Origin of the sequence: Pseudomonas protegens CHA0, from assembly GCF_000397205.1 — a bacterium.
In the GTDB taxonomy this organism is placed as follows: Bacteria; Pseudomonadota; Gammaproteobacteria; order Pseudomonadales; family Pseudomonadaceae; genus Aquipseudomonas; species Aquipseudomonas protegens.
The window spans coordinates 4,085,069-4,109,986 of sequence record NC_021237.1 but is presented as its reverse complement, the minus strand read 5'-3'; the positions used below and the strand labels follow the sequence as shown (position 1 = coordinate 4,109,986).

The following is a 24,918-nucleotide window of genomic DNA, read 5'->3' as shown; positions in this document are numbered from 1 at the left end:
CGGCGGCCATGATACCGGTTCCACCGCCTGCCTGGGACGGGGGAATGCGCCCGGGCCAAAAGTGTAGATCATTCCAATTTGCAGAACGTATTCCGTATTGAGGAATATCATGGCAGCGTGATAGCCTAATCGTGAAAGAGGATCATTCTCATTTGGAAGGAAGTTTTGATGGCCCTTACGCACCGCACATTCAGTCACGGTATTGGCGTTCTCACCTTGTCCACCCTGCTGGCGAGCCCGCCGCTGATGGCCGAGGACAGCAGGCAGCCGGACAAGCCAGGGAAAGGCAGCCTGGCCCTGGAATCGCTGGTGGTCACCGGTGAGAAACTCGACCGCGAGCTGAAGGACACCGCCTCCTCGGTGTCGATCATCACCGACCGCGATATCGACCAGAACAAGACCGGCGATGCGTCGGTGTCGGAGGTCATCAACGGCAGCCCCAACGTGATCTACACCGACTCGGTGGGCGCGCCGATCATCCGCGGCCAGGACACCCAGGGCCCGAACAACGGGCAGAACGTGTTCTGGGGTGGTACGGTGCCGCGGGCCACCATCAACCTGGACGGCCACTACCTGAACTACAACGAGATGTTCTTCGGCGCGACCTCGGTCTGGGACCTGGACAGCATCGAGGTGTTCCGCGGCCCGCAGACCACCTCCCAGGGCGCCAATGCGATTGCCGGGGCGATCATCGTCAACACCAAGAACCCGACCTTCACCCCCGAGGCGGCCTACCAGGCGGAGATCGGCAGCTACCACTCGCGGCGCAGTTCGGTGGCGGTGTCCGGGCCCCTGGCCCAGGACTTTGCCGGGCGCCTGGCAGTGGACTATTCGGCCCGCGACACCTTCATCGACTACGACAACCCGAAGTTCCAGGGCGGCAAGACCGACCAGGATTTTCGCAACCTCAATGCCCGGGCCAAGCTGCTGTGGTTGCCCACCGACATTCCAGGGCTGGAAAGCCAGTTCACCTTCGCCCACAACGACAGCAACCGCCCGACCCAGGAAGCCGCCTCGGCGCCGTTCCACAAGCTGGAGCACAGCTCCACCACCATGCCGTCCTGGGAACAGGACACCAACACCAGCATCCTCGACGTCTCCTATGAGCTGGGTAATGGCCTCAAGCTGTTCAACCAGGCGCAGTATTCGCTGTCGTCGGTGCACCGGGTGACCGGGGCGGCGGGCGAGGGCGATGCCGACATCCACCAGAAGAACGCCTCCAACGAGTCGCGCCTGACCTTCGGTGAGAAAGAGGACCTGCTCAGTGGCATGGGCGGGATCTACTACGCCCGCACCCGCACCGACGAAACCCTCAACCTGCGGGGCCGTTCGGCCTTCGACGACACCAAGACCAACCTGGGGATCTTCGGCGAGCTCAACTACCGGCTCACCGACCTGTGGACCCTGAGCACCGGCCTGCGCTACCAGCAGGACCACATCGAGCGCACGGGCAACTCGGTGCTGGCTCCCGGCGCGCTGAACTACGACAAGACCTTCTCCACCGTGCTGCCCAAGGTTTCCCTGGCCTACGCCGCCACCCCGCACTGGACCGTCGGTGGCCTGGTCAGCCGGGGCTACAACCCGGGCGGTGTGTCGCTGAACCTGACGACCCGGCAATGGGCCTATTTCAAGGAAGAGTCGATCTGGAACTATGAGCTGTTCAGCCGCGCGAGCTTTCTCGACGACCGCCTGCTGATCAACACCAACCTGTTCTACATGGATTTCAAGGACGCCCAGTACAACATCCCGGTGGTGATTTCCCCGGGGGTGGCACAGTCCTACACCATCAACGCCGAGAAGGCCCACGCCTATGGCCTGGAGCTGGATCTGGACTATCGCCTGCTGGACAACCTGCGGCTCAAGGCCAGCGCCGGTACCTTGCGCACCCGCATCGACAAGATTTCCAGCAACGCCGACTACGCCCACAACGAGTTTGCCCGCTCGCCGGGCTACACCCTGAGCTTCGGCCCCAGCTGGGACATCACCGAGCGCCTGAACCTCAATGCCCAGGTGCGCTACCTGGACGGCTACTACTCGGATACCGCCAACACCTCGGCCTATTCGATCAAGCCCTACACCCTGACCGATGCGCGCATGAGCTACCGCTTCAACGACCAGGTGCAGCTCTATGGCTACGTCAAGAACGTCTTCGACGACCGCTCGCCCACCTACATGCAGCAGAACCGCGGCATCGGCGGCATCGAGGCCAGCATGACCCAGCCACGGACCCTGGGCATCGGCGTCAAAGGGGCGTTCTGAGGCCCCGGGAACCCGTCGCCGGCCGCCCCTCGAGGCACTGCCGGCGTTCATTCGTACACAGGAGATTGGCAACAGATGAGTAACCGCAAACGCCTGCATATCGGCATGTCCCTGGCCCCCACCTGGCTCAGTGGCGATGCCTGGCGCCAGCCCGACAGCAATATCGAAGGCATCTACAGCGCCGACTTCGCCGTGGACATCGCCAAGCGTTCCGAGGCCGCGCACCTGGATTTCGTGTTCCGCCCCGACGTCAGTTGCCTGAACATGGACGGCCTGGAAAGCGGCTCGGGTTTCGCCAGCCTCGATCCCACGGTGCTGCTGGCGTGCATCGCCCGGGAGACGTCCCGCATCGGCCTGGTGTCCACCGTTTCCACCACCTTCTTCCCGCCCTATGTGGTGGCGCGCCAGTTGCAGTCGCTGCATTGGGTGAGCAACGGCCGCGCCGGCTGGAACATCGTCACCGCCTTGCAGGGCCACGAGAACTTCGGCCTGGAGGCCATGCCCGGCGCGGATGAGCGCTATGCCCGGGCGGCAGAGTTCACCCGCCTGGTGCACGACCTGTGGGCCAGCTACCCCAACCAGGCGCTGCTACTGGACCGGGAGAACGGCCGTTACGCCGACCGCAGCCAGGTGCACCCGGTGGACCATGCCGGCGAGTACTTCCGGGTGCGCGGCCCGCTCAACCTGCCGGCGTTCGGCAAGGCACGGATTCCCCTGGTCCAGGCCGGCGCCTCGGACACCGGTCGCGACTTTGCCGCCTCGGTGGCCGACCTGGTGTTCGCCCCGACCCCGGACAAGGATGCGGCCCTGGAACTGCGTCGCGACCTCTCGCAACGGGCCCGGCGCCACGGCCGCCGCCCCGAGGACATCCGCCTGCTGCCGGGCCTGAGCCTGTACCTGGCGCCGACCCGGGAACAGGCCCGCGAGCTGTTCATGCAAACCCACGGGCGCCCGGACAACGCGCGCAAGTTCGCCTCGATCCAGCAGATGATCGGCCTCGATTTAAGCGACTGGCCCCTGGACCGCCCGGTGAGCGCCGCCGACCTGCCGGCCCCGGTGCACAACCCCGGCAGCCGCACCCACACCAACCTGCTGCGGCGGTTGATCGAGCGCGAAACCCTGCGCCTGGACGAACTGCTGCTGCGCCCGGAAGTGATTTCCGCGGCCCACTGGCAAGTGATAGGCACCGCCGAAGATGCATTTGCACAGATCGTCGAATGGGCCGAGGCCGGCGCCATGGACGGCTTTATCGCCGCGCCGGGGGGCTCGATCCGTTCGATGCACATTTTCCTGGAACAGGTGATACCGATGCTGGTGGAGGCGGGGCTGTTTCGCGAGCGCTATAGCGGCACGACCTTTATCGAACACCTGCAAGAGCAGGATTGACCCGGGGCCTGCGAGAAATATCCGGCTTTGAGTGGCGGGCGCTATGGTTGTTTCTCCACAACGTGCGCCCGGATCATGCCGGGCGATCCTAACCCCGCAGTCAATAAAAGGAATGCAACATGAAAGTCAGTGCACGCAACGTGTTCAAAGGCCGGGTCAGCCAGGTGGAAGAGGGTTCGGTCAACGCCGAGGTGGTGCTGTCCCTGGAGGGCGGCGAGCAACTGGTGGCGGTGGTGACCCTGCAAAGCCTGCGTAGCCTGGGCATCGCCCCGGGCACCGAGGCCCTGGCCCTGGTCAAGGCACCCTGGGTGATGCTCATGACCGATGCCGAGGGCATCCGCCTGTCCGCTCGCAACTGCCTGCAGGGCAAGGTGATCAGCGTCACCGATGGTGCGGTCAACGCCGAAGTGGTGCTGGAGCTCAGCGGCGGCAGCCAGGTGTATTCCATCGTCACCCGCGATGCGGTGACCGAACTGGGCCTGGCCCCGGGCGTCAGCGCCACGGCGGTGATCAAGGCGTCCCACATCATCCTGGGCGTGCCGGCCTGATACCCGGCGGTTTCGATCGAGCAGGGGTTCAGGCGCTGTCGGAAGCTCCGGCATCCGCCTGCGCCCCCGGGTTCTCGATGCTTGCGGCAGAGTGCGTACTGCCAATGAACAGGTACATGGCCGGCACCATGAACAGGGTCAGCAGGGTGCCGATGGACAGCCCGGCAAAGATCACCAGGCCCATGTCGTGGCGGCCCGCCGCGCCGGCGCCGGAAGCCCAGACCAGCGGCACCACCCCCAGGACCATGGCCGCGGTGGTCATCAGGATCGGCCGCAGGCGCACCGCGGCGGCTTCTTCGATGGCTTCGCGCTTATTGTGTCCGGCGCGCTGCAATTGGTTGGCGAACTGCACGATGAGGATCCCGTGCTTGGTGATCAGCCCCAGCAGCGTCACCAGCCCGACCTGGGTGTAGACGTTGATCGAGGCGAACCCCATGGTGATGAAGGCCAGGGCGCCGAACAGCGCCGGCGGCACCGAGAACAGGATCACCACCGGGTCGCGGTAGCTCTCGAACTGGAACGCCAGGGCCAGGTAGACGATCAGGATCGAGAACAGCAGCAGGCCGACGAACCCCCCCGATTCCTGGATGAACTGCCGTGATTCGCCGGCGTAGTCGCTGGAGTAACCGGATGGCGCCACCTGTTCCAGAATGCCCTTGAGCCGGGCCAGCAACTCGCCCTGGGACACGCCGCTGACCCCGGACAGGGTCGCCGAGTTGAGCTGCTGGAAGTGGTTGACCGACTCAGGCTCGGTGGAGGTTTCGATATGGGCCACGGTGCGCGCTGCAATCATCGCCCCCGACGGGGTACGGATGTAGTAGTCGAGGATCTGTTCGGGGTTCAGCCGGTCCACCTGCAGCACCTGGGGGATCACCTTGTAGGAGCGCCCGGCGGTGGAGAAGTAGTTCACGTAGTTGCCCCCCAGGGCCGCCGAGAGCGCGGCGCCGACGTCGGCCTGGGTCATGCCCAGGGCGGCGATCTTTTCCCGGTCCACCACCAGCTTGGCCTGGGGCTTGTCGAGCTTGAGGTCCAGGTCGGAAAACCAGAACAGCTGCTGCTTGGTGGCCTCGGCCAGTACCGCCTGGGCCACCTCGTTGAGGTTGGCCACCGACTCGGTGGTGCTGATCACGAACTGCACCGGCAGGCCCTGGGCGCCGGGCAGCGAGGGCAGGGGGAAGGCGGCGATGGTGGCGCCGGGCACCTGGTTCCACTTCTGTTGCAGGTCGAGGATCAACTGCGCCTGGGAGCGGTCACGATCCTCCCAGGACTTGAGCAGCACCCCGCCCAGGCCCTGGTTCAGCGAGGGCAGGCCGGTGAGCTGGAACATCTGCAGGTACTCGGGCTCCTTGTTGGCGATCTGGAACGCCTGGTCGGCAATCCACTCCATCTGCTGCGGCGAGGCGGTGGGCGCGCCCTTGATCTGCATGAACACCAGGCCCTGGTCCTCGGTGGGCGACAGCTCGCTCTTGGCGGTCAGGCCACTGGCGGCCACCAGCACGAACAGCAGGAAGCCGAAGGTCACCAGCACCGGCCAGCTATCCAGCCCGGCCGCCAGCACCCGGTGGTAGCGCCCCCGCAGCCAGTCGAAGTAGCGGTCCAGGCGCTTGGCGAACCGGCCTTCCTCCTGGCCGCTCTTGAACAGCCGCGAGGTCATCATTGGCGACAGGGTCAGGGCGATCACCGCCGACACCGTCACTGCGCCGGCCAGGGAAAAACAGAACTCCTTGAACAGCGCCCCGGTCAGGCCGCTGCGCAGGCCGATGGGCACGTAGGCGGCGATCAGCACCACGGTCATGGCGATGATCGGGCCGCCCAGCTCGCGGGCCGCCAGCAGCGCCGCCTCCAGTACGCCGCGGCCTTGCTCCTTGATATGCCGGTCGACGTTTTCCACCACGATGATGGCGTCGTCCACCACAAGACCGATGGCCAGCACCAGGGCCAGCAGGGTCAGCAGGTTGATGGAATAACCCAGCAGGTACATGACGAAGAAGGTGCCCACCAGCGACAGCGGGATCGCCACCAGCGGCACGATCACCGCACGGAACGAACCGAGGAACAGGTAGATCACCACCGAGACGATGATCATGGCTTCCACCAGGGTCTTCACCACCTCGAAGATCGAGGTGTTGATGAAGGCCGTGGAGTCGTAGACGATCTCGCCGCGCACCCCGGCCGGCAGTTGCGATTGCAGTTCGGGGAAGGCTTTGCGCACGTTGTCGGCGACGTTGAGGATGTTGGCGGTGGGCGCTGCCTTGATGCCGATGAACACCGAGCGCTTGCCGGAGAAAGCCACGCTGCTGTCGTAGTTTTCCGCCCCCAGGGTGACGTTGCCCAGGTCCTCCAGGTACACCAGGGCGTCGCCGTTGTGCTTGACCACCAGGCGCTTGAATTCGTCCACCGTGTGCAGGTCGGTGCCGGCGGTGAGGTCCACGGTGATCATCTGCCCCTTGGTGGAGCCCACGGCGGACAGGTAGTTGTTGTTGCCCAGGGCCGTGGCCACGTCCTGGGCGGTGACGTTGTGGGCCGCCAGCTTGTCCGGGTCGAGCCAGGCCCGCAGGGCGAACTGGCGGCCGCCGAGGATCTCTGCGGTCTGCACGCCTTCCAGGGAATCGAGCTTGGGCTTGACCACCCGCACCAGGTAGTCGGTGATGTTGTTGGTGGCCAGGGTGTCGCTGTAGAACCCCAGGTACATGGCGTCGGTGGTCTGGCCCACCGCTACCGTCAGCACCGGTTCCTGGGACTGGGCCGGCAACTGGTTCTTCACCGAGTTGACCTGGGTGTTGATCTCGGTCAGCGCCTTGCTGGAGTCGTAGTTCAGGCGCAGGGTCGCGGTAATGGTGGAGAGCCCGGTGATGCTGGTGGACGACAGATAGTCGATGCCCTGGGCCTGGGCGATGGCGGCCTCCAGGGGCTGGGTAATGAAACCGGCCACGGTGGCGGCGTCGGCCCCGTAGTAATAGGTGCTGATGGTGACCACGGTGTTTTCCGTGCGCGGCCACTGGTTCACCGGCAGCTCGAAGATCGAGCGCAGGCCCAGGATCAGGATGAACAGCGAGACCACCACGGCCCAGACCGGGCGCTTGATAAAGGTATCGGTGAAGTTCATGGCGGGCCCTAGTGCTCTTGCGGCGTCGGCGAAGGATCGTTGCGCGGCGCGTGGCTGTTGTCGACTTTCACCAGCGAGCCGTTCTTGAGTTTCATCTGGCCGCTGGTGATCACCAGGTCGCCTTCCTTGACCCCTGACAGCACCGCCACCTGGTCGCCACGGTTGGGGCCGGTTTCGATGAAGGTCTGCTGCGCGGTGAGCACTGCGTCGCCCTGGTCGTTGTTCTTCTGGCTGGCGATGAACACCGTGGTGCCGTAGGGGTTATAGGTGACCGCGGTCTGGGGCAGGGTCAGGTAACGCTGGGTGCCGCCGGAGGCCACCACGGCCCGGGCGAACATGCCGGGCACCAGGCTGCGCTTGGGGTTGTCGATGGTGGCTTCCACCGTGACGTTGCGGGTGTTGGGGTCGAACTGGGTGTCGATGGAGCTGACCCGGCCGGTGAACGTCTGTTTGGGCAGGCCGTCGGCGCTGACCGTGACGCTCTGGCCCAGGGCCACCTGCTGCACCTGGGCCTGGGGCACGTTGAAGTCGATGTAGATCGGGTCGAAGGTCTGCAGGTTGGCGATCTTGTCCCCCGGGTTGAGGTATTGCCCGGGGTTGACCGCGGTGATGCCGATGCGCCCGGCAAAGGGCGCGCGGATGCTCTTCTTCGCCACCAGCGCGCGCTGCTGTTCGGCAGCGGCCAGCTTGGCCTTGAGGTCGGCTTCGTCGGCCTCGACCAGGGCCTGGGACACCGCGCTCACCTTCAGTTGCGCCCGGTCGCGCTTGAGCACCGTGCCGGCCAGGGCCGCGGTGGCTTCCAGGGAGTGCAACTGGGCGATGTCGGAGTCGGCATTCAACTGCACCAGCAGGTCGCCGGCGGCCACTTCCTGGCCGGGCTTGAAGCCGATGCTGCGCACGATGCCGCCGACCTCGGTGGTCACGTCCACCCCGCGCACGGTCTTCATCGAGCCCACCGCGGAGACGCTGGGCTGCCACTCTTCGTACTGGGCCTTGATGGCGGTAACCACCGCGGGCGGCAGGGGCACCTTGGCCTGGGCGATCAGCTTGGAGATCTGCGCAAACTTGACCCCGCCGATCACCGCGACGATCAGCAGCACCACGCCGAGCATGATCAGCATCGGCCGCAGCAGCCGGCGCTTGCGCGGCGCCTGGGGGGCCGCGCCGGGGTGCGCAGGGGAGGGGCTGGAGTGGACATCGGCCATGGCGGATCTCACTTAAGGCAAGGGTGCAGGTCGAGTGGACGGCGCGGCGGCTGCCGGCCCCTGGAGCCGGCCCGACTGGCTGGCTTGAGCCTGTTCGCGGTGCTGGGCGGCGGGCGGCGGGTACATCTCCTTGAGCGACGGCCAGCCGAAACGATCGGGGCTGCCGAGGCTGTCGGGATCGACATCCTGGCGCTGCCACCAGCCGCCCCCCAGGGCCTGGAACAGCGCCGTGGTGTCGCTGTAGCGGGCGGCCTGGGCCCGCACCCGGCTGACAATCGCGTTCTGGTAGGTCTGCTGCGCGGTCAGCAGGTTCAGGTAGCCCACCGCGCCCAGGCGGTACTGGGCCTGGGCCAGGTCCAGGCTCTGGCGCGCGGCGGTCTCGGCCAGCACTTGCTGTTGCAGGGCCTCGGCGTCGGCCTGCAGGGCACGCAGGGCATTGGCTACGTCCTGGAAGGCGGTGATCACCGTGCCGCGATAGCGCGCTGCGGCCTGCTCATAGGCGGCCACCGCGGCGCGCTTGCGATGCTCCAGGGCGCCGGCGTCGAACAGCGGCTGGGCGATGGAGCCGGCCAGGCTCCAGACCCCGGTGCCGGAGGAAAACAGTTTGGTGCCCGCCAGCGCCGTGGAGCCCAGGGAACCGGTAATGCTGAACTGCGGCAACTGGTTGGCGATGGCCACGCCGATATCGGCGCTGGCCTGATGCAACTGGGCCTCGGCGGAACGCACGTCGGGCCGCTGCTCGACGATGGCCGAAGGCAGGCTCAGGGGCAGTTCCTCGGGCAGGTGCAGGGAGGCCAGCTGGAAGTGTTCGCCACGGTCCTGGCTGGGGAAGCGACCCAGGTAGGCCTGCAACTGGTTGCGGGTCTGGGCCAGCTGTTTCTGCAAGGGCGGCAGGGTGGCGCGGGTCTGGGCCAGGGTCGCTTGCTGGGTCAGCAGATCGCTGTCGCCGATGGCACCCAGTCGACGCTGGGCCTGCAGCAGGTCGAGCTGGTCGCTCTGCAGGCGAATCACGGTTTCGGTGGCGGCGATCTGGTCACGGATCGAGGCCAGGCTGATGGCGGTGTTCACCAGGTTGGCGGTGAGGGTCAGGTAGGTCGCCTCCAGCTGGTAGCGCTGGTAGTCGGCCTGGGCACCGCTGGCCTCGATCTGCCGGCGGGTACCGCCAAACACGTCGGGGGCGTAGGACACACTCAGGGACGCCGAGTTGACCGTGAAGATCTGCGCCGCAGAGCCCCCGGCCGCTGCCGCACCGCCGCTGGAGCCCAGGGCGCTGGCGGCGGACACCTTCTCGCGGGTTTTCGAGGCCGAGGCGCTGAGGGAGGGAAACAGCGACGCCTGTTCGGCGTACAGCAGTTCATTGGCCTGGCGCAGCGCGGCCTGGGCGGCGTCGATATCCGGGTTGGCCTGCAGCGCTTCCTGCACCAGGGCATCGAGTTGCGGCGAGCGGAACAGCGTCCACCACTGCCCGGGAATGTCCATGCCGTTCACCAGTCGCTGCGCCGCGCCACCGGCGGCGACCCCCGCCGTGACGGTGCCGGGCGGCAGGGGCGTGGCGCTGTAGCCGGCGTCCCGGCTCAGTTCCGGGCGGCTGAAATCCGGCCCCACGGCGCAGCTGGCGAGGGCTGCGATGCAGATCAGGTTCAGGGACGAGCGGGCAAGCAACAGAAGAGACAGGTGCCCAGAGGATTTTCGACCGGTACCTTCGTCCCTGTGAGGACGCCGGCCGCCAGTGGCTACAGGCAGCAGCTGTGGCTTGTTCATATTCTCTCTAATTGAGCAATCAGTGAGTGAGTTCAACAGGAATATGGAGAGCGGCGCGACGGCAGGGCAGGCACCCCCTCAAGCGCTGGGCTGCGCGAGGTGTAATGAACGTTAATGGATGAGTCGGCTAACCGCCAATAGATGAAATCTTGTGCCGGAAGGTGATCGGTGGGGCTTGGGCTATCCCATTTGCCGCGGGGGAGCGGCAAATGGGTATTGCGTGCTGGAGCAGGTGTCTGGGTCAAGCTACCAGTGATCGAACAGCTGTTTGACCTGCATCGGCGCAGTACAGCGCAGCAGGGCCTGGCGAAACCGCGGGTTGGTAAACAGCCGGGCGGTGTCGGCCAGCAGGTCCAGGTGCTGCTGATCGGCGGGAGCGGGCACCAGCAGCACCAGGATATCGCTGACCGGCTGCTGGTCCGGGGCGGCAAAGGCCATGGCGGTCTGTGGCCGCAGGTACAGCGCATGAATGCGATCGAGCTCGGCGAGCCGCGCGTGGGGCACCGCGACCCCTTCACCGATGGCGGTACTGGCGGCCAGCTCCCGGCGCCACAGGCTGGCGGCCACCCAATCCGCCGGCAGTTGCCGGGTCTCTTGCAGGTGCTGGCCGACCTGCTCGAACAGGCGCTGCTTGTTCGTGACATTGACCGCCAGGAGGATGTCTTCGACCTGCAGATAGCGGGCGACTTTGCTCATGGGCTTCTCCGGGAGCTTCAGGCTTGGCTTGCAGGCTATTGAAGCGCATTTGCCAGGTGCCGGGAGGGGCGGGCGGGCAGTCTTTACGAACTCTTTAGATCGCCAGCCGCCGGCCCGCTGCCGCCAGGCGCCTGTTGCCCAGCGCCTCGAAGTCTGGCTCGACAGCGGTATCCGCAGCGGGCAGGAGGTGATCAAGTCCCTGGCGCTGGCCCTGTGTGGGCACACCGATGTGCAGCCGCCGCGGCCAACCTCTCATAGGGCCTCCAGGAAAGCCTTCAGTGCCTTCAGTTCGGTCCGGTCCAGCTCCAATACCTTCAATTGCGCCGACGTCACGGGAAACAGCGGGTCTTGCAGCTGCCCCTCCTTGGGTACGGGCCTGGGCATGCCTGCGTTGTAGAACAACAGCACCTGATCGAGGCTGCTGGCCAGCCCGTTGTGAAACCAGGGGCCGGTATGGCTCACCAGCCGCAGTGAAGGTGTGCGCATGCGCCCGACATCCTGCGCCAGCCCGGTGACTTCATAGCGCCCGAGGTCTTCGCGCAGGCGCCCATAGAAGGTCAGGCCTGCATTGTGGAAGCGGTCGTCCTGCATCCCCGGGCCGAAGTGGCAGTTCATGCAGCGTGCCTTGGTGCGAAACAGGTGCAGCCCCTGCAATTGCTGGTCGCTGAGCGCCTTCGCCTGCCCCCGTAGAAAACGCTCGAAGGGGGTGCGTTGGGCAACCCGCAGCAGGCCACGCTGATAAGTCGCCAATGCCGCCGCCACCTGCTCGGCACCCAGCGCCTGTCCGGGAAATACCTGGGCGAACTGTGTCGGGTAGTCCGTGGTGTCACGCAGCCGGGCCACCAGTTGCGCGACACTGAAGGCCATCTCCTTGGGGTCGACGACCGGCATCAGGGCCTGCATCTCCAGGCTGTCGGCGCGCCCGTCCCAGAACAGCTTCTTGGCCAGGCCGCTGGCCACCAGGCTCGGTGCATTGCGCCGGCCCGCGGCACGGTCATGCCCGAACGAAACCCGACGCCCATCGGCGAACCCCAGGTCCGGTTCATGGCAGGAGGCGCAGGCAATCTGCCCCGAACGCGACAGGCGCGGGTCGAAGAACAGCCGGCGGCCCAGATCGGCCTTCTGCTGCGTGTAGGGGTTGTACGCCGGGGACGGCGCCCGCTCGGGCAAGGGGCCCAGCTCTTGCCAGGCCACGCCGGCATCCACCTGCGGCGCCGGCCACTGCGCGGGGGGGCGGCTGTACAACTCGCGCAGGCAAGACGGTTCGCTCGTGGCGCAGGCCAGCACGTGCTGCGGGCCAATCACCAGCACCATGCCGAGCATGACCTGCAGGCTCTTCAGGAACCGGCGCATTTCAGAACGCGTATCCGACTTCGAGCCAGTACTGGCGGCCCACCTCATAGGTCGAGACCGAGTTGCTGTTGACCGTCTGGTTGGCATTGACCGACTTCTTGTCGAGCACGTTGAACACGTCGACATTGATGAACACGTTCTGGTCCCTGGCGGTGGGAATACGCCAGCCCAGGCGCGTGTCCCAGGTCAGCGCCGCCTGGAATTTCTGTTCCTCCCAGACATCCACCGAGGTGCCCATGTAGTCCACATTGCGCCCCGTGTCGCCAATGCGCTTGTAGCCGGCGCGGTAGCGCCAGAAGTTGCTCCACTGCAGATTGGCCTGGGGGATCTCGGTGATGGTCGTCAGGCGGGCCGTCCAGGGCCGGTTGAAGTTGCTGGCCGGGCGGTCGTCATAATTGATGAAGCTGCCCTGGTACTGGATGACGCTGTTCTGGTAGTACAGGTTCTCGGCGGCGACGTAGGTCGGTGCGGAGGCCTTGCTGTCGGTCCAGTTGAGCGCCAGTTGCCCGCCGGTCTGGGTGCCCAGCAGTGTCCAGCGCTGCAACGGTGTCACCGTCAGGGTGTAGGTGTCGGTCTCGCTCTTGCCGTCGTTGGTGTAGGTGGTGTAGTTGCTCGCCAGCGTCGGGTCCGTGGAGGGCTCGCCCAAGGTCTTGCCGGACACCTGAACCACCTGGTCGCGCCCCTTGCGATTGACATACTTGAGGGCATATTCGACCCCGGCCCATTGCTGCACCACGCCCAGCATCAGCTCGTCGTCGTAGGGGATGTCCAGCTGATTGAAGCGCACCTGGTTGGCCGCGTTGGATTTGACCACCCAGGGTTTGTCCAGGCTGTCGCGGGTTTCGTTGAAGCGCAGGCGGTTGCGCCCGTCCTGCAGCTGCCAGCTGCTGACGCTGCGCCCGTAGTAACGGTTGACGCCGGCATTGAGCAAGGTGGTGCGGTCACCGAACAGGTCATATTCCAGGGAGAAGCGCGGCGCCCAGGTGGTCTTGTCCATGTAGTCGTCGCTGTCCACGCGCACGCCGGGGCGTAAGGTCAGTTGGCCGAGGGTGATCTCGTCCTGCAGCCAGCTGCCCCAGGAGGTGGTGGTGAAGTCGAATTCGCCAGTGGCATAGCGGGTACGGCTTTTCATGTACTGGCCCGCCCAGCCGTTCAGGGTCTGGCCGATGTTGCAGGCGACGCTGTCGGTAACCCCGGCGCCGTTGGTGCAGGTGGTGGTGGCCGCGGGGGTGACATAGGTGCTGCTGTCGGTCAGGCGCTCGTAGCGCACGTACTGGCGGGAGAACTCCAGGCCGGTCTGCGGGCGGTGAGTCATGCCCAGCCAGTCGACGCTGCGCCAGTCGGCATTGAGCTTGTACTGCCAGGTACGTTGCTGCTGCTCGATATCACCCCAACCGCCTTCAAGGGTATTGGAGGTGGCCTTGTTGCCGATGCCCCAATCCTTGGTGGCCGACTTGCGCCAGGTCCAGTAGTCGGCGGAGTCCGATTGGCGGCTCTGTTCCTGGCCGCTCCACGCCAGGTTCTGTTCGACGCGCGCCAGGTCGCCATCCCAGACGGTGCGCAGGTTCACTTGGGTGCCGCCGGCCTTGTTGTCATAACCCGAGTTGGCCACGTTGGCACGGAAGTAGTGACTCTCCTCGGGGGCATGGGTCACGCTGGTCTCAACAGTGAGTTGATCGCTGGCTTTCCATACCGACTTGAGGAAGTAGTTGTCGATGCGCCGTTGCTGCTTCTCCTCGTGAAAGCCCATCTCCTCGACATTGTTGTAGGAGTAGAAACCCAGGGGGATGGTCGAGCGCTTCTGGCTGAAGCTGCCAAGCAGGCCGAAATTGTCGGTCAGGTGGCCCTGCAGCGTGCCACGAACGGTGACCTTGTCGAACTTGGGCTGCTCGTCGGGAGAGCCCGAGTTTTCCATGCGCTGTTCTTCGCTTTCGTCGACGTGATATTGGGTCCAGGCGGAGCGGGTGGTCTGCACCGAGAATTTGCCGTGCAGCGCCTGGGTCGGTGCACGGGTCTGTGCATCGATGACGCCACCGTTGAAGCCGCCATAGGCCGCTGGCACGTTGCTGTCCAGGACCGTGATGTTCTCCAGCAGGTCGGTGTCCAGTGCCAGGCCCTGGCTGCGCCCCGGTACCGCGTCCAGCAATTGCACCCGGTATTCGGCCGGATCGATGTCATTGTTCATGTTGATGCCATCGACCAGGAAGGCATTCTGGTAGAACTGCGCCCCGTTGATGCTGATGTTGGCCGGGCCGATTTCGCCAGGGGTCTTGCTGCTCAGCTGAGCGTCGTCGAACTGCACGTTGGGATGGCTGCGCAACAGGCTGGTGATGTCGCCATTGCCCGCCGGCATTGCTTCGATCGTCGCGCGGTCCACTCGGGTTTCACCCTGGGGCAGCGACAACTCGCCAGGCACCTTGGTATTGCCCAGGCGGACCGGGTCGGTACGCGGGCGAGTCGCCCGTTGCACCATCAGCGCGTCGTCACCGATGTAGATCCACTCCAGCTGGCTGCCCTTGAGCAGTTTCGCCAGCGCCTGCTCGGCGCTCAGTTCGCCCTGCACCGCCGGAGCGTTCAGGTTGAGCAGCAGTTGGCTCTCGACGCTGATCTGCAGGCCGGTCTGCTGTGCCAGCGCCATCAGCGCCGTGCTTAACGGCTGGCGTGCGATGTCGATGCTATGCCGTGTCCGATGGTCACTGGCCAAGGCCGGCAGGGACACCGCCAGCCCCACTGACAGCCACAACAGCCGCGCACTGCGTCGGCAACCCTGTAGTCCCTGTTGGGGGAAAATGGACATGCTCTGGTGAACTCCCCGTTCAGTGCGAACAATACGCACATGCTAATGAGAATAATTATGATTAACTCAGCGGGGCAATAAACGAACGGCGATCGAGAACTTCCAGAAAATTTTGAAATTTATTGTTTTGCCGGCACTTGCGGCTCTTTGCGGATCAGCGTGAGGTAGGGGCCCCATTGCCGCAGATGCCCACCCAACGGAGCGATCGCCAGTTGCAGTGCGCTGACTGGCGAGCGCAGGTTCAGCGAAGCGGTGATGCGCCGCTCGCCCAGAGCAGGGTCCGTCAATAGCAGTACACCGGGGTAATAGTCCTGCAGCGCTTCAACCACCTCGGAGAGTGGCCGGTCATTGACCAGCAACTGCCACTGGCGCCAGGGGGCAACCTGGCCAGGCAATAGCCGACAGCGCTGCGGCGGGCCCTGGTCCAGGCCAAGGCGAAGGCTATCGCCCGGACCCAGGGCCGGCACCGCGAGTTCGCCGCGCCCATCGCGAACCTGGACAGCGCCGCTCTGCACGGCTACCACCACGGCGGTGCGGCTGAGGTCCACGTCGAACGCGGTCCCTATGACCCTGACCTTGACGTCCGCAGCCTGCACCGTGAACGGGCGCGAGGCATCGTGGCTGACCTCGAAGAACGCCTGCCCCCTGAGCAGGGTGACCGCCCGCGTACCAGGTTCGAAGTCCACTCGAATAGCGCTGTCGCTGCCCAGTTCAATACGGCTGCCGTCACTCAAGAGCACTTGTCGGTGCTCGCCGGCTGGGCTGGTATGGGCGGTCGGTGGTGTCGGCCCGGCCAGCAACAGCAGGCAGGCCGCCAGTGCAAGCGCCTTCAGTGCCCGCCGCGGTCTGTTGCGCCGAGCCCGGAGCGGGGTGGGCAAAGGCTGGGGCACGGGTGGTTCCAGCGGCGCCAGGCCGCCACTGAGCAACCAGACTTTCTCGGCCTTGCGCCAGGCGACAGCATGGCGCTCGTCAGCGGCCAGCCAGCGCGCATGGGCCTGTTGCAGCAAGGCGTCATCCGGCGCGGCGTGGCATTGCAGCAGCCAATCCATCGCCGCCTGCCACACGGGGTCGTCCTTCAGTGAACCGGATACAGGTTGAGGCAAGGGGGTATCAGTCATCGGCCAGGTGCTCCGCACAGTGGGTCAGTGCGTCACGCACCAGCTGGTGCGCCAAGCTGGAGGAGATCTTCAGCTCAGCGGCAATTTCCTGGAAGGTCAGGTGTTGCAGGCGGTGCATGTGGAAGGCTCGGCGCGTGCGCTCCGGCAGCAGTGCCAGCGCATCTTGCAGCAGGCGCAACTGGTCGCTGTGCAGCGCCTGATGCTCCGGTGATGGCGTACTCGAGGGCAGCTCGTTCAGCAGATCGGCGCCATCGGGATGACGATTTTCCAGGGTCGAGCGCCGCAGCAGGTCAAAGGACAGGTTGCGCACGATGCGGTACAGGTAGCCCACCGGGTTGCTCGGCTGGGCGGCGCTATCGGCCTGGCCGCAGAAGCGCAGCCAGGCCTCCTGGACCACTTCTTCGGCTTGAGCCCGACAACCGACAATGGGCGCCGAATAGTCGACCAGCGCAGTACGGTGGGAAAGGTAGAGCTCGAGTTTATCGCTGAGATAAGACACGGCGGCGATCATTCAAGGCGGGATCAGACGAGGGGGCGGGATTCTATCCTTGATTGCAAATGATTATCAAATGCATTTTGTGAGCCTCAATCAGCAGCGCCTGGGCAAGCCTCGCGCTGGGATGGCCAGGCTTCAAGGGCCTAAGGCATTCGAAAAAAACGTACTACAAGGGCTTTCTCATTGGGCACAAACCCAATAGTGATTATTCATTTCCTGGCGTGGGTGTCGGATCGACTTCAGAGGAGGAGGAGGAGGAGGAGGAGGAGGAGGAGGAGGAGGAGGAGGAGGAGGAGGAGGGAAACTACAAATAGCTGTCGCGGGCGCTTGGCCGGTCGGGCTGGTTGTTCGCTGGGGCGCTGCGAGCGAGCCACTGAGGTCGAGCTGCTGCCACATCCAGGGACACCTGGGTCAGTGACCTTTCCCGGCAAAAGATCACATGAGCCGGGCTATTCGTGCTTGAGGACGCTTTCTGCTCTATTGCTCCCTAGCCCCCGGTACTGGCCTGCATGGAAGACCAGCGGTTCTGCGCCGCTGTAGCGGTATTGTTCGATCTCGCCAATGAAGATCAGGTGGTCACCGCCCTCGTACTGGGTGACGTTGCGGCACACCAGCACTGCCACCACATCGTCCAGCACCGGGGCTCCCGCCTTGCCATAGGAATGAGCTACACCGGCGAACTTGTCGGCTGCTGCCCGTGCGAACTGCTCCGACAGGTGGTGCTGGTGCGCGCCCAGTACGTTGATGGCGAAGTGGCTCGCCGAGCAAAAGGCCTTCAGGCTCGGTGCCGTGCGTGCCAGGCTCCAGAGCACCAGCGCCGGTGACAGCGACAGTGAGGAGAACGAGTTGGCCGTCACACCGACGTTGCGGCCGTCTGCGGTGCGGGTGGTGATCACGGTCACACCGGTAGCAAACTGCCCCAGCACGTTGCGCAGTTCACGGGCATCGCGGACATCGCGGCCCTCGGCATCGAGCAAATCGTGAACTTTGGTTTCGGTGGCAGCAATCATGGTGAGCTCTCCCCTCAAGCTGGCTCAGGCGGCCTGTTGGCTCATTGCGCGTGTTTGCATGCGCAGCGTGAATCGAACCAGCGGTGCGGTCAGCGCCGTCGTCACCAGCGCGAACACCACGAGGATCGTGTAGACCTTTGGCGGAAGAATCTGCATCTGCAGGCCGATTGACAGGACGATTAGCTCCATCAGCCCGCGCGTATTCATCAACGAGCTCACCAGCATCGCATCGTGCGGCGCCAGCCCAGTGCCACGCGCGCCCAGATAGCTGCCGCCGAACTTGCCGATGAATCCGCCCACGAGGAATACCCCGCACCACATCCATGATGCCGCGTCGTCGATCGTGCCGACCGACGCATGCAGCCCCGCGCACGCGAAGAACACCGGCATCAGTACAAGCTTGACGAAACCTTCGACGTTATCGCGCCACTCCTTCGCGACGCCGGGCACGCGCCGCACGAACAGCGCCGCCGCAAGTGCGCCAAATGCACTATGGAATCCGATCAGCGACGTCGCGAGTGCCGAGGCTATTACAAAACAGAGCAACACGGCCAAGCGGTCGCGCGTCGCATGCGCAGTCGAGGCGAGCCGCGCAAGCACCGGTCGCACCACGAAGCGCACCAGGAGCGCGCATAGCAGCAGGTACACGAGCAGGCTGACGAGCATGTGCGCAAATGCCCAGCCAGGCCCGCTCGATAGCGAGGCAATCGTTGCCAGCAGCATCCAGCCGAGCGCATCCGTCAGCATCGCGGCAGACATTGCGTGCCGTGCGCCGACCATGGCGCCGAGCGCCAGGTCGTCGATGATGCGCGCCATCACCGGCACCGCTGATACCGCAAGTGCGACACCGCAAAAGAGTATGTAGGGCAGCGCCGGCACGTCGCTGGCGAGCGTATCTTTCGAGACGATGGCGACGATCATGCCGATCGCGGCCGGCGCGATGAGCCCGCCCGCCGCGATCGCGACAGGTATGCGCCAGCGCTTGCCGCGCAGCGTCTCGCTCAACTCCATATGCAGACCGATCTGAAACATCAGCAGTATCAGGCCGACTTCGCCGACTTGCGCCATGGCTGACAGCGTACGTGGGCCGAACAACAGGTCGTAGAAACTCGGTGCGATCACGCCGAACAGCGAAGGCCCCAACAGCAGGCCGGCCGCGATCTCGCCGACCACCGCGCACTGGCCGAGCCGTTCGGCAAGGCGGCCGCAGAGGTTGCAGAGCGCGATCACCAGCACGAGTTGCAACAGCCAGATGGTCATCAATACCTCGCAAAGAGCGACACCGACACCAAGCGGGTGGCCGCGAGCCCAAGCGGGCCCGCCGCGCCGTACGCCGTGATCTCCGTGACGCAGCTCGAAAGGTTCGCAAGCGCCGGGCAGCGCGACGCGACCGCTACCGGCTCGGCCTCACGCATTACTGCTCACTCGCGACACGGTCGACCCAGCCGCGGTAGAACGCACGGTACTTGAGCACGAGCTTGTCGTACTTGCTGTACGCGCCGCCGCCGTCGGGCTTCATCCCGTTCCAGATTTTGACGTCGTACCCCGCTGCCTGTCTGGTCTGCAGCCCGAACAGCACGAAGTCGGTCGCACGGCGCAGGACGCCGCCCACCTTCTTGATCGAGATGAGCATGTGCATGATGTTCTTGCCGTCGCTCACCGGTGTCACACACTGGAGCAGTTTGTATTTGACGTCTGCGTCCAGGGCAACGGTCATGACGCACCCGCCGGGGTAGCCATCGAAGTGCAGGTTCATCTGCGACATGTTCAGGCCGAGCGCGCGCGACAGCATGCCGAGGGGGCCGAAGTAGCGGTTCACGTGGAAGTCGATCCCGGCACCGAACCACGCGCCCGCCCGGGCCAGCGACTCAACCTCCGGCCACCGGCTCCAGTCGTCGAAGAGCTTGAGCTCGAAGGCCGAGATCGGGAGCGCGTGCACGGGGGTTGCGTGCTGTGCGTCGTAGAAGTTCTCGACGATCCGCAAGACCGCCGTCGTCGTCTCGAACGCGAAGTGCAGGTGCATGAAGTCGCCGTTGTCGACGTCGGCTGCGGTGATTTCGGGCAGCGGGTGCAGCGGCTGCGGGGAGCCGTACCAGACCCACACGTAGCCGTATCGCTCGGTGGTGACCAACGTCGGCTGGCGCGCCGCGCGTGGCACCGGCTCCAGCTGGCGCACCACCTCGCTGTGGCCGGGGATGTGAACGCACTTGCCTTGCTCGTCGTAGCGCCAGTGGTGAAACGGGCACTGGATGCACCCGTCCTTGATCCGCCCGTCAGCCAGGTTCGCGCCCAGGTGCGAGCAGTGGCGGTCCATCACCACGGCCTGCCCCGTCGCTGCGCGCCACGCCACGTACGGACGGCCAAAAAGCGTCAACTCCTTCGGCTTGTCCCTGAGGCCGTTCGAGCGCATCGCGACGTACCAGCTCGCGGCCACGCGTGTGGTCGCGTCGTACGCCCCCGGGGGATGCTTCTTGACGTTCGCTTGATCCAATTGAATGTTGTTCATCGCGTGTGTGCCGTCCTTGGCCGACTACTTCTTCAGAGCCAAGCCGATGCGGGTGGTGATGTACGCCTTGAGCAGCGCGAACATCGGGTTGTAGTCGAAGTACTTCTTCACCTCTGCCGGCGCGCGGGTTTGCGTCCAGTACATCAGCTTCATCGCCGGTATCAGGCTGTACTTCGAGTTGTTGAGCTGCGGCTTGTCCCCGGTGATGCAGTACCCGAAGCCGAACATCGGCTTGGCGAAGTCTCGTTCGTCGATGAGGGCGTGAATCCGCAACGCGGCCTCCTCGGCCGACTTGTGCCCGGCGCTCACGGCCTCGACCTCGGCTTTGGCGTCGTTGAACAACTGGTAGTACTGCTCCATGTCCGCGCACAGGTACCCGAGGTACGGCGGGTCGTTGTCGAGGTGATCGAGGTCGCCCTCGTCGCGCGACGCGCGAAACCTCGCGTGGGCTTGCACCAGCCGGAACTGCCCGAGGATAGTGCCGACCGCCCACAGCCGGTGGAACGCGTCCCATAGGCGGAAGTCCGAGAACGCCGTGTAGCAGCAGCTGACGAAGTCGTCGTTGTGGTCCAAAAGCTTTTGCTGCAGGCGCTCGATGTACTCGAAGCGCTCGGGGGAGAAGTCGTCGTCGCGTAGCGCCTTGATGAGGCGCGCCGCGAGCGCGTGGATGGTCACCGCGGTGTTCTCGAGCCCCCGGGAGAAGAGCGGGTCGATGAACCCGTTCGCGTGCAGCATCAGGCAGTAGCGGTCGCCGACGCAGGCGTTCGACGAGAACTGCAGGCGGTCGGTCTTGACCCAGTCGCGCACTGGCACGGCGTCCCGGAACTGAGCGCCGATGCTCGGGAACCGCGCGAGGAACTCGTCGAATTCCTGCTGCGCGGGAATGTCGGTTTTCGGGTAGACACGCGGGTCGAGCTGCAGGCCGACGCTCACCAGGTTATTGGTCGAGCGCGGGTGGTTGTTGAACGGAATCACCCAGAGCCAGCCGCCGGTGAACATGTGGTGCAAGGTTCCTTCGTGCCAGCGCCAGCGCTGCCCCTTGACCTTGAAGATGTCGTCGAACGGCTTGACCCCGAGCATGTGCGTGTAGAGGCTGCGCGAGTGCGTCTTGAAGCGACACGGCTCTTCGCGGAGCCCGAACTTGGTCGCCAGCGGCGCGCCGGGTCCTCCGCAGTCGATCATGTACCGGCCGGTGAACCGCTCGCCCTCGGCGGTGGTCACCGCGACGCCGTCCTTGTCCGCGTGATATTCGGTCACGCTCGTCTTCTGGCGGACCGTGCAGCCATATTTGATGGCCGCTTGCAACAGATAGGCGTCGACGTCCTGCCGGTAATAATGGCTCTCCGGCCCCCACGGCAGCTCGGGAATGACGCACTGGGTGAACTCCTTCGGGTCGTGCTCCTGGCCAGGTTTGTGGAACACGAAGCCGAAGTTGCGCTTGATGCCCGTGCTCGACGAAACGTAACGCTGCGTCGAGTAGAACGAGGTGATGTGGCCGAGCTCCGGAATGTCGTAGCGATCAGCGATGATGCGGTTCATGAGAGACGTTTCGGGGATCGACGATTCGCCGATCGTGAACCGCGGGTGCGACGACTGCTCGATGATCAGCACGCGAAACTGTTGTTTGGCCAGGATGGCCCCCATCTGGGTACCGGACATGCCCGAACCGAGGATGATTACGTCGAAGTGGTTGCTATCGTGTCCGTTCGCGGGGCTCTTCTGAGTCATGGGGGCAAACTCTCCTTGTGAAATAACACTGGGTCGCGCGCATCAGGATTCATCGAGCGCGGCGCGGATGCGGGACCGCGCGGCACAGGTGAGCGTGAGTAGATCGCCGAGCATGCTGGGCGCGTAGCCCCCGCTGCCGGTTGTGGGGCCGCTGCGCCCGGCTTCGTATGCCCGCTCCGCCAATTTGAGGTGAGGCGCCCGGAAGCGCAGCAGGACCTTGAAGACCCGCTCGAGGGCCGTCAGCCCAGCCCGGACGTGCTCGCCCTGCGTACCCGCCGCTCGCGCCTCGTCGAGCGCGCGGTCGATGAGCGCCGGCTCTGTGGCGAACCGAGCGTAGACCGCCCTGTACGCGGGAAGCACGTAGGGCAGGTACGTCTCTTTGAATTCTCGATACGCTGGGTCGTCCGATTGCGAGCCCCACAGGACGTGCTCCAGCACGAAGAGGGGCATTTCTACGGCGCCGGGGCCGAGGTAGCTCTGGCCCCCGACTCGAATCGGTTCGTAGAAGGGGCGCAGCTCATCGTAGAAGACCTGGGGCGAGATGAAGCGGTACGCGTAGACGATCGATTCGACCATTTTCTGCAGGTAGGCTTCCAGCTCATCGCACCCTTGCGCGAACGCGGGCGAGCGCAGGGATACATCGGACAGCTCGACGGTCAACGCGATGGCCGCCTCGAGGGCCGCCATCGAGATGCGCACGCTCTCGAGCAGGTGCGCTTCGTCGGGCAGCCCGGTGTAGCTCCGCTGCGCATCGGCCGCCGCCGGGTTCCAGACCGTCACATGCAGGAGTGTCTCGCGCGGCGGCAAGTCGGTCACCCGTGCCAGGTCGAGCAGCACCCGTTCAAGCCCGGGCACCAGGTCCACGGGCTCATGTCCGTGCCGCTTGAGCGACCCCAGGAAGAAACCGATGTCCCGCATCGCGGCGGCGGCTTCGACGAAGCCCCAGCTGGAGGGCACGCCGCTCACCGGGAGGAAATCGCGCAGCAGGCCGACGATGCCGGGCACGTCCTTGTCACGGTTCAGGGCCGGCAGCTGCAGAACCAGCGCGCGTGCCTGTAGCGGATCGCAGGCCGCCACGGCAGCGTGTGTGGCCGCGAATGCGGATACCCGGTTCAAGGTGCGTTCCACTACTGGCGTTCCTGCGCCGCGAGCGTCGGCCCGTGCTGGTTGCGCGACAGCTGCGCGCCGTCACGCAGTGACCGCAGGTAGTCGTAGTTCGTCGGCAGGCTCGTGCGCAGGCGCTCGGCTTCGCGCCGGATGCTGGCGAACATCGCTTCGGCCTTCTGGATCGACTCCGGTCGGTGCTGCAGGAGCGGCAGCGACCGGTCGGGCAGCATGCCCAGGCCGGCAAAGATGCAGTAGTAGTTGCCGTTCAACCAGAAGTTCTTGAATTCGTAGTCGAAGGTCTCGTAGTACGTGGAATCGTCGAACGAGGTGGTGGTCAGTGGCAGCCCGGCCTTGTAGCGCTCAACCTTCTCCTGGATGGCGTCCGAGAGCCGCAGTTCGTGCCGGTTCGCGAGCCAGAACGGCGTGTCTTCGCGCGACGTAGTGAAATAGTGCGCCTGGACGAAGTCTCGGCAGTCGTCGAACATGTAGACGATCTCGGCGTTGAATGCGTCGCGCAACCGCGGGTCGAACGAGGTGTCGGGGAAGTGCTTCACGAGTTGGTAAAGCGCCGCGTAGATGAAGTAGATTCCCGTCGATTCCAGGGGCTCCAGAAAGCACGACGACAGCCCGATCGAGACGCAGTTGTTGACCCACGCCCGCTTGTTGCGCCCGACCCGGAACTTGATCTGGTTGAGCTGCTGATTGTCCGAGAGGCCCCAGAGTTTGAGGAAGTCGGCGGTGGCCTGGTCGCGCGAGGTGAACTTGCTCGAGAAGACGTAGCCGCTGCCGAACCGGCCCAGCATCGGAATCTTCCAGGTCCATCCCGAGTTCATGGCAATTGCGGAGGTGTACGGCTCGACCCCCTCGCGCGCGTCGTCGTTGGGCACGGCGCTGGCGACCGCGCTGTCGCACAGCAGGTAGTCGGACATGTCGATGAAGGGTTCCTTCAGGGCCTGATTGATCAGGAGCCCTCGCATGCCGGAGCAGTCGATGAACAGGTCCGCCTCCAGCGTCCGCCCTTCCTTGGTTAACAGGGTGGAGATGTAGCCGCGGTCGTTCAGTTGAACCTCCACGACCTCGTCGACCACGCGATTCACCCCGCGCTCGACGGCCCAGCGCTTCAAGAAGTCGGCCACCAGGTGCGCGTCGAAGTGCCACGCGTGGGACATCTGGCGGGTGCCGTCGGCCAGGCAAGGTGCCAGCTTGCCGTCGAGGGCCCCGGGCTGCGGGTAGCACGCGTACGCCATCGGTTGCTGGAAGCCCTGTTCGCGCTTGCGCAGCCAGTAGTGGGTAAGCGGCACGCCGTCGCAGTTCGGCACGCTGCCGAACAAATGGTAGAAGTAATCTTCGCGCGATGGGTCGGGAGATTTTCTCCAGTTCACGAACTTGATCGCGGCCTTGAAGGCGCCGTTCACTTGGGGCATCCACTCCCGCTCCGGTATCCCGAGGAAGTCGAAGAACACCTTCTGCAAACTCGGGATGGTCGCCTCGCCCACGCCGATCCGGGGGATCGCCGCAGACTCGATGAGCGTGATGTTTACCTGCTGTTGGAGCGCCCGGACGAGGTACGAAGCGGCCATCCAGCCCGCGGTGCCGCCGCCCACGATGACGATATTCTTGATTGGCTTGTTCATAACACTCCCTGTTTCGAGGCGGGCTGTCTGTGAGGAGGGGAAGGCCGCCAGTCTCTGTGCATCCGTGCAAGAGGCACATCAATGTGCTTGTCGGATTTAGACTCTAGCCTGCCGGAAAAGCGATGCACCTTCCGTTTCCGAATTAGCATTCAAAAAAGCAAAGGCATTTGGTCTAAAGGAAAATATTGCGTAGGTTTTTTGCGCCTGA

General features: G+C 64.9%; 17 protein-coding genes. 3 read left to right on the top strand and 14 right to left on the bottom strand.

Annotation, left to right across the window (positions count from 1 at the left end; all coding sequences use genetic code 11):
- The first annotated feature begins 165 nt into the window (after positions 1–165).
- From PFLCHA0_RS18250 to PFLCHA0_RS18240, 3 genes are all read left to right on the top strand, one after another.
- Positions 166–2,259, top strand: a complete 2,094-nt coding sequence (locus PFLCHA0_RS18250; RefSeq protein ID WP_093403950.1) for a TonB-dependent receptor — start codon at positions 166–168, stop codon at positions 2,257–2,259.
- Between the two features lie 75 nt (positions 2,260–2,334).
- Positions 2,335–3,645 (top strand): NtaA/DmoA family FMN-dependent monooxygenase, encoded by a 1,311-nt coding sequence (locus PFLCHA0_RS18245; protein WP_011061896.1) that lies wholly within the window; start codon positions 2,335–2,337, stop codon positions 3,643–3,645.
- 119 nt (positions 3,646–3,764) lie between these two features.
- Entirely contained in the window at positions 3,765–4,193 is a 429-nt protein-coding gene (locus PFLCHA0_RS18240) for a TOBE domain-containing protein (protein WP_015636050.1), read from the top strand.
- 28 nt (positions 4,194–4,221) lie between these two features.
- On the opposite strand, the gene PFLCHA0_RS18235 is transcribed toward PFLCHA0_RS18240, so the two are convergent.
- The 14 genes from PFLCHA0_RS18235 to PFLCHA0_RS18165 all read right to left on the bottom strand — a co-directional run bounded on the left by PFLCHA0_RS18235 (position 4,222) and on the right by PFLCHA0_RS18165 (position 24,710).
- Positions 4,222–7,299, bottom strand: coding sequence for an efflux RND transporter permease subunit (locus PFLCHA0_RS18235; RefSeq protein WP_011061894.1), 3,078 nt, complete (start codon positions 7,297–7,299; stop codon positions 4,222–4,224).
- 8 nt (positions 7,300–7,307) lie between these two features.
- Entirely contained in the window at positions 7,308–8,504 is a 1,197-nt protein-coding gene (locus PFLCHA0_RS18230; RefSeq protein ID WP_015636049.1) for an efflux RND transporter periplasmic adaptor subunit, read from the bottom strand.
- Positions 8,505–8,516: 12 nt separating this feature from the next.
- Positions 8,517–10,265: an efflux transporter outer membrane subunit gene (locus tag PFLCHA0_RS18225; protein WP_015636048.1), complete on the bottom strand. Its 1,749-nt coding sequence runs from the start codon at positions 10,263–10,265 to the stop codon at positions 8,517–8,519.
- A 246-nt stretch (positions 10,266–10,511) separates the two neighbouring features.
- Complete coding sequence (locus PFLCHA0_RS18220) at positions 10,512–10,961, bottom strand: PTS sugar transporter subunit IIA (protein WP_015636047.1); 450 nt, start codon at positions 10,959–10,961, stop codon at positions 10,512–10,514.
- A gap of 252 nt (positions 10,962–11,213) precedes the next feature.
- Positions 11,214–12,314, bottom strand: coding sequence for a cytochrome-c peroxidase (locus tag PFLCHA0_RS18215; protein ID WP_015636046.1), 1,101 nt, complete (start codon positions 12,312–12,314; stop codon positions 11,214–11,216).
- Between the two features lies 1 nt (position 12,315).
- On the bottom strand, positions 12,316–15,111 hold the full coding sequence (locus PFLCHA0_RS18210) for a TonB-dependent receptor (RefSeq protein ID WP_011061889.1): 2,796 nt from the start codon (positions 15,109–15,111) through the stop codon (positions 12,316–12,318).
- Positions 15,112–15,230: 119 nt separating this feature from the next.
- A complete protein-coding gene (locus PFLCHA0_RS18205; RefSeq protein WP_015636045.1) occupies positions 15,231–16,229 on the bottom strand; it encodes a FecR family protein in 999 nt (332 codons plus the stop codon).
- On the bottom strand, positions 16,222–16,740 hold the full coding sequence (locus PFLCHA0_RS18200; protein ID WP_011061887.1) for a sigma-70 family RNA polymerase sigma factor: 519 nt from the start codon (positions 16,738–16,740) through the stop codon (positions 16,222–16,224). The genes PFLCHA0_RS18205 and PFLCHA0_RS18200 overlap by 8 nt, the downstream gene beginning before the upstream one ends.
- Positions 16,741–17,174: 434 nt before the next feature.
- Positions 17,175–17,735, bottom strand: a complete 561-nt coding sequence (locus tag PFLCHA0_RS18195) for a flavin reductase family protein (protein ID WP_015636044.1) — start codon at positions 17,733–17,735, stop codon at positions 17,175–17,177.
- 24 nt (positions 17,736–17,759) lie between these two features.
- Positions 17,760–18,995 (bottom strand): cation:proton antiporter, encoded by a 1,236-nt coding sequence (locus PFLCHA0_RS18190; protein WP_015636043.1) that lies wholly within the window; start codon positions 18,993–18,995, stop codon positions 17,760–17,762.
- A gap of 154 nt (positions 18,996–19,149) precedes the next feature.
- Complete coding sequence (locus PFLCHA0_RS18180; protein ID WP_011061884.1) at positions 19,150–20,241, bottom strand: Rieske 2Fe-2S domain-containing protein; 1,092 nt, start codon at positions 20,239–20,241, stop codon at positions 19,150–19,152.
- 24 nt (positions 20,242–20,265) lie between these two features.
- On the bottom strand, positions 20,266–21,969 hold the full coding sequence (locus tag PFLCHA0_RS18175; protein WP_011061883.1) for an NAD(P)/FAD-dependent oxidoreductase: 1,704 nt from the start codon (positions 21,967–21,969) through the stop codon (positions 20,266–20,268).
- 42 nt (positions 21,970–22,011) lie between these two features.
- The gene (locus tag PFLCHA0_RS18170) at positions 22,012–23,097 is read right to left on the bottom strand and encodes a monodechloroaminopyrrolnitrin synthase PrnB family protein (protein WP_015636042.1); all 1,086 of its coding nucleotides are present in this window, start codon (positions 23,095–23,097) and stop codon (positions 22,012–22,014) included.
- Positions 23,097–24,710, bottom strand: a complete 1,614-nt coding sequence (locus PFLCHA0_RS18165) for a tryptophan halogenase family protein (RefSeq protein WP_011061881.1) — start codon at positions 24,708–24,710, stop codon at positions 23,097–23,099. The genes PFLCHA0_RS18170 and PFLCHA0_RS18165 overlap by 1 nt, the downstream gene beginning before the upstream one ends.
- Positions 24,711–24,918: the final 208 nt, after the last annotated feature.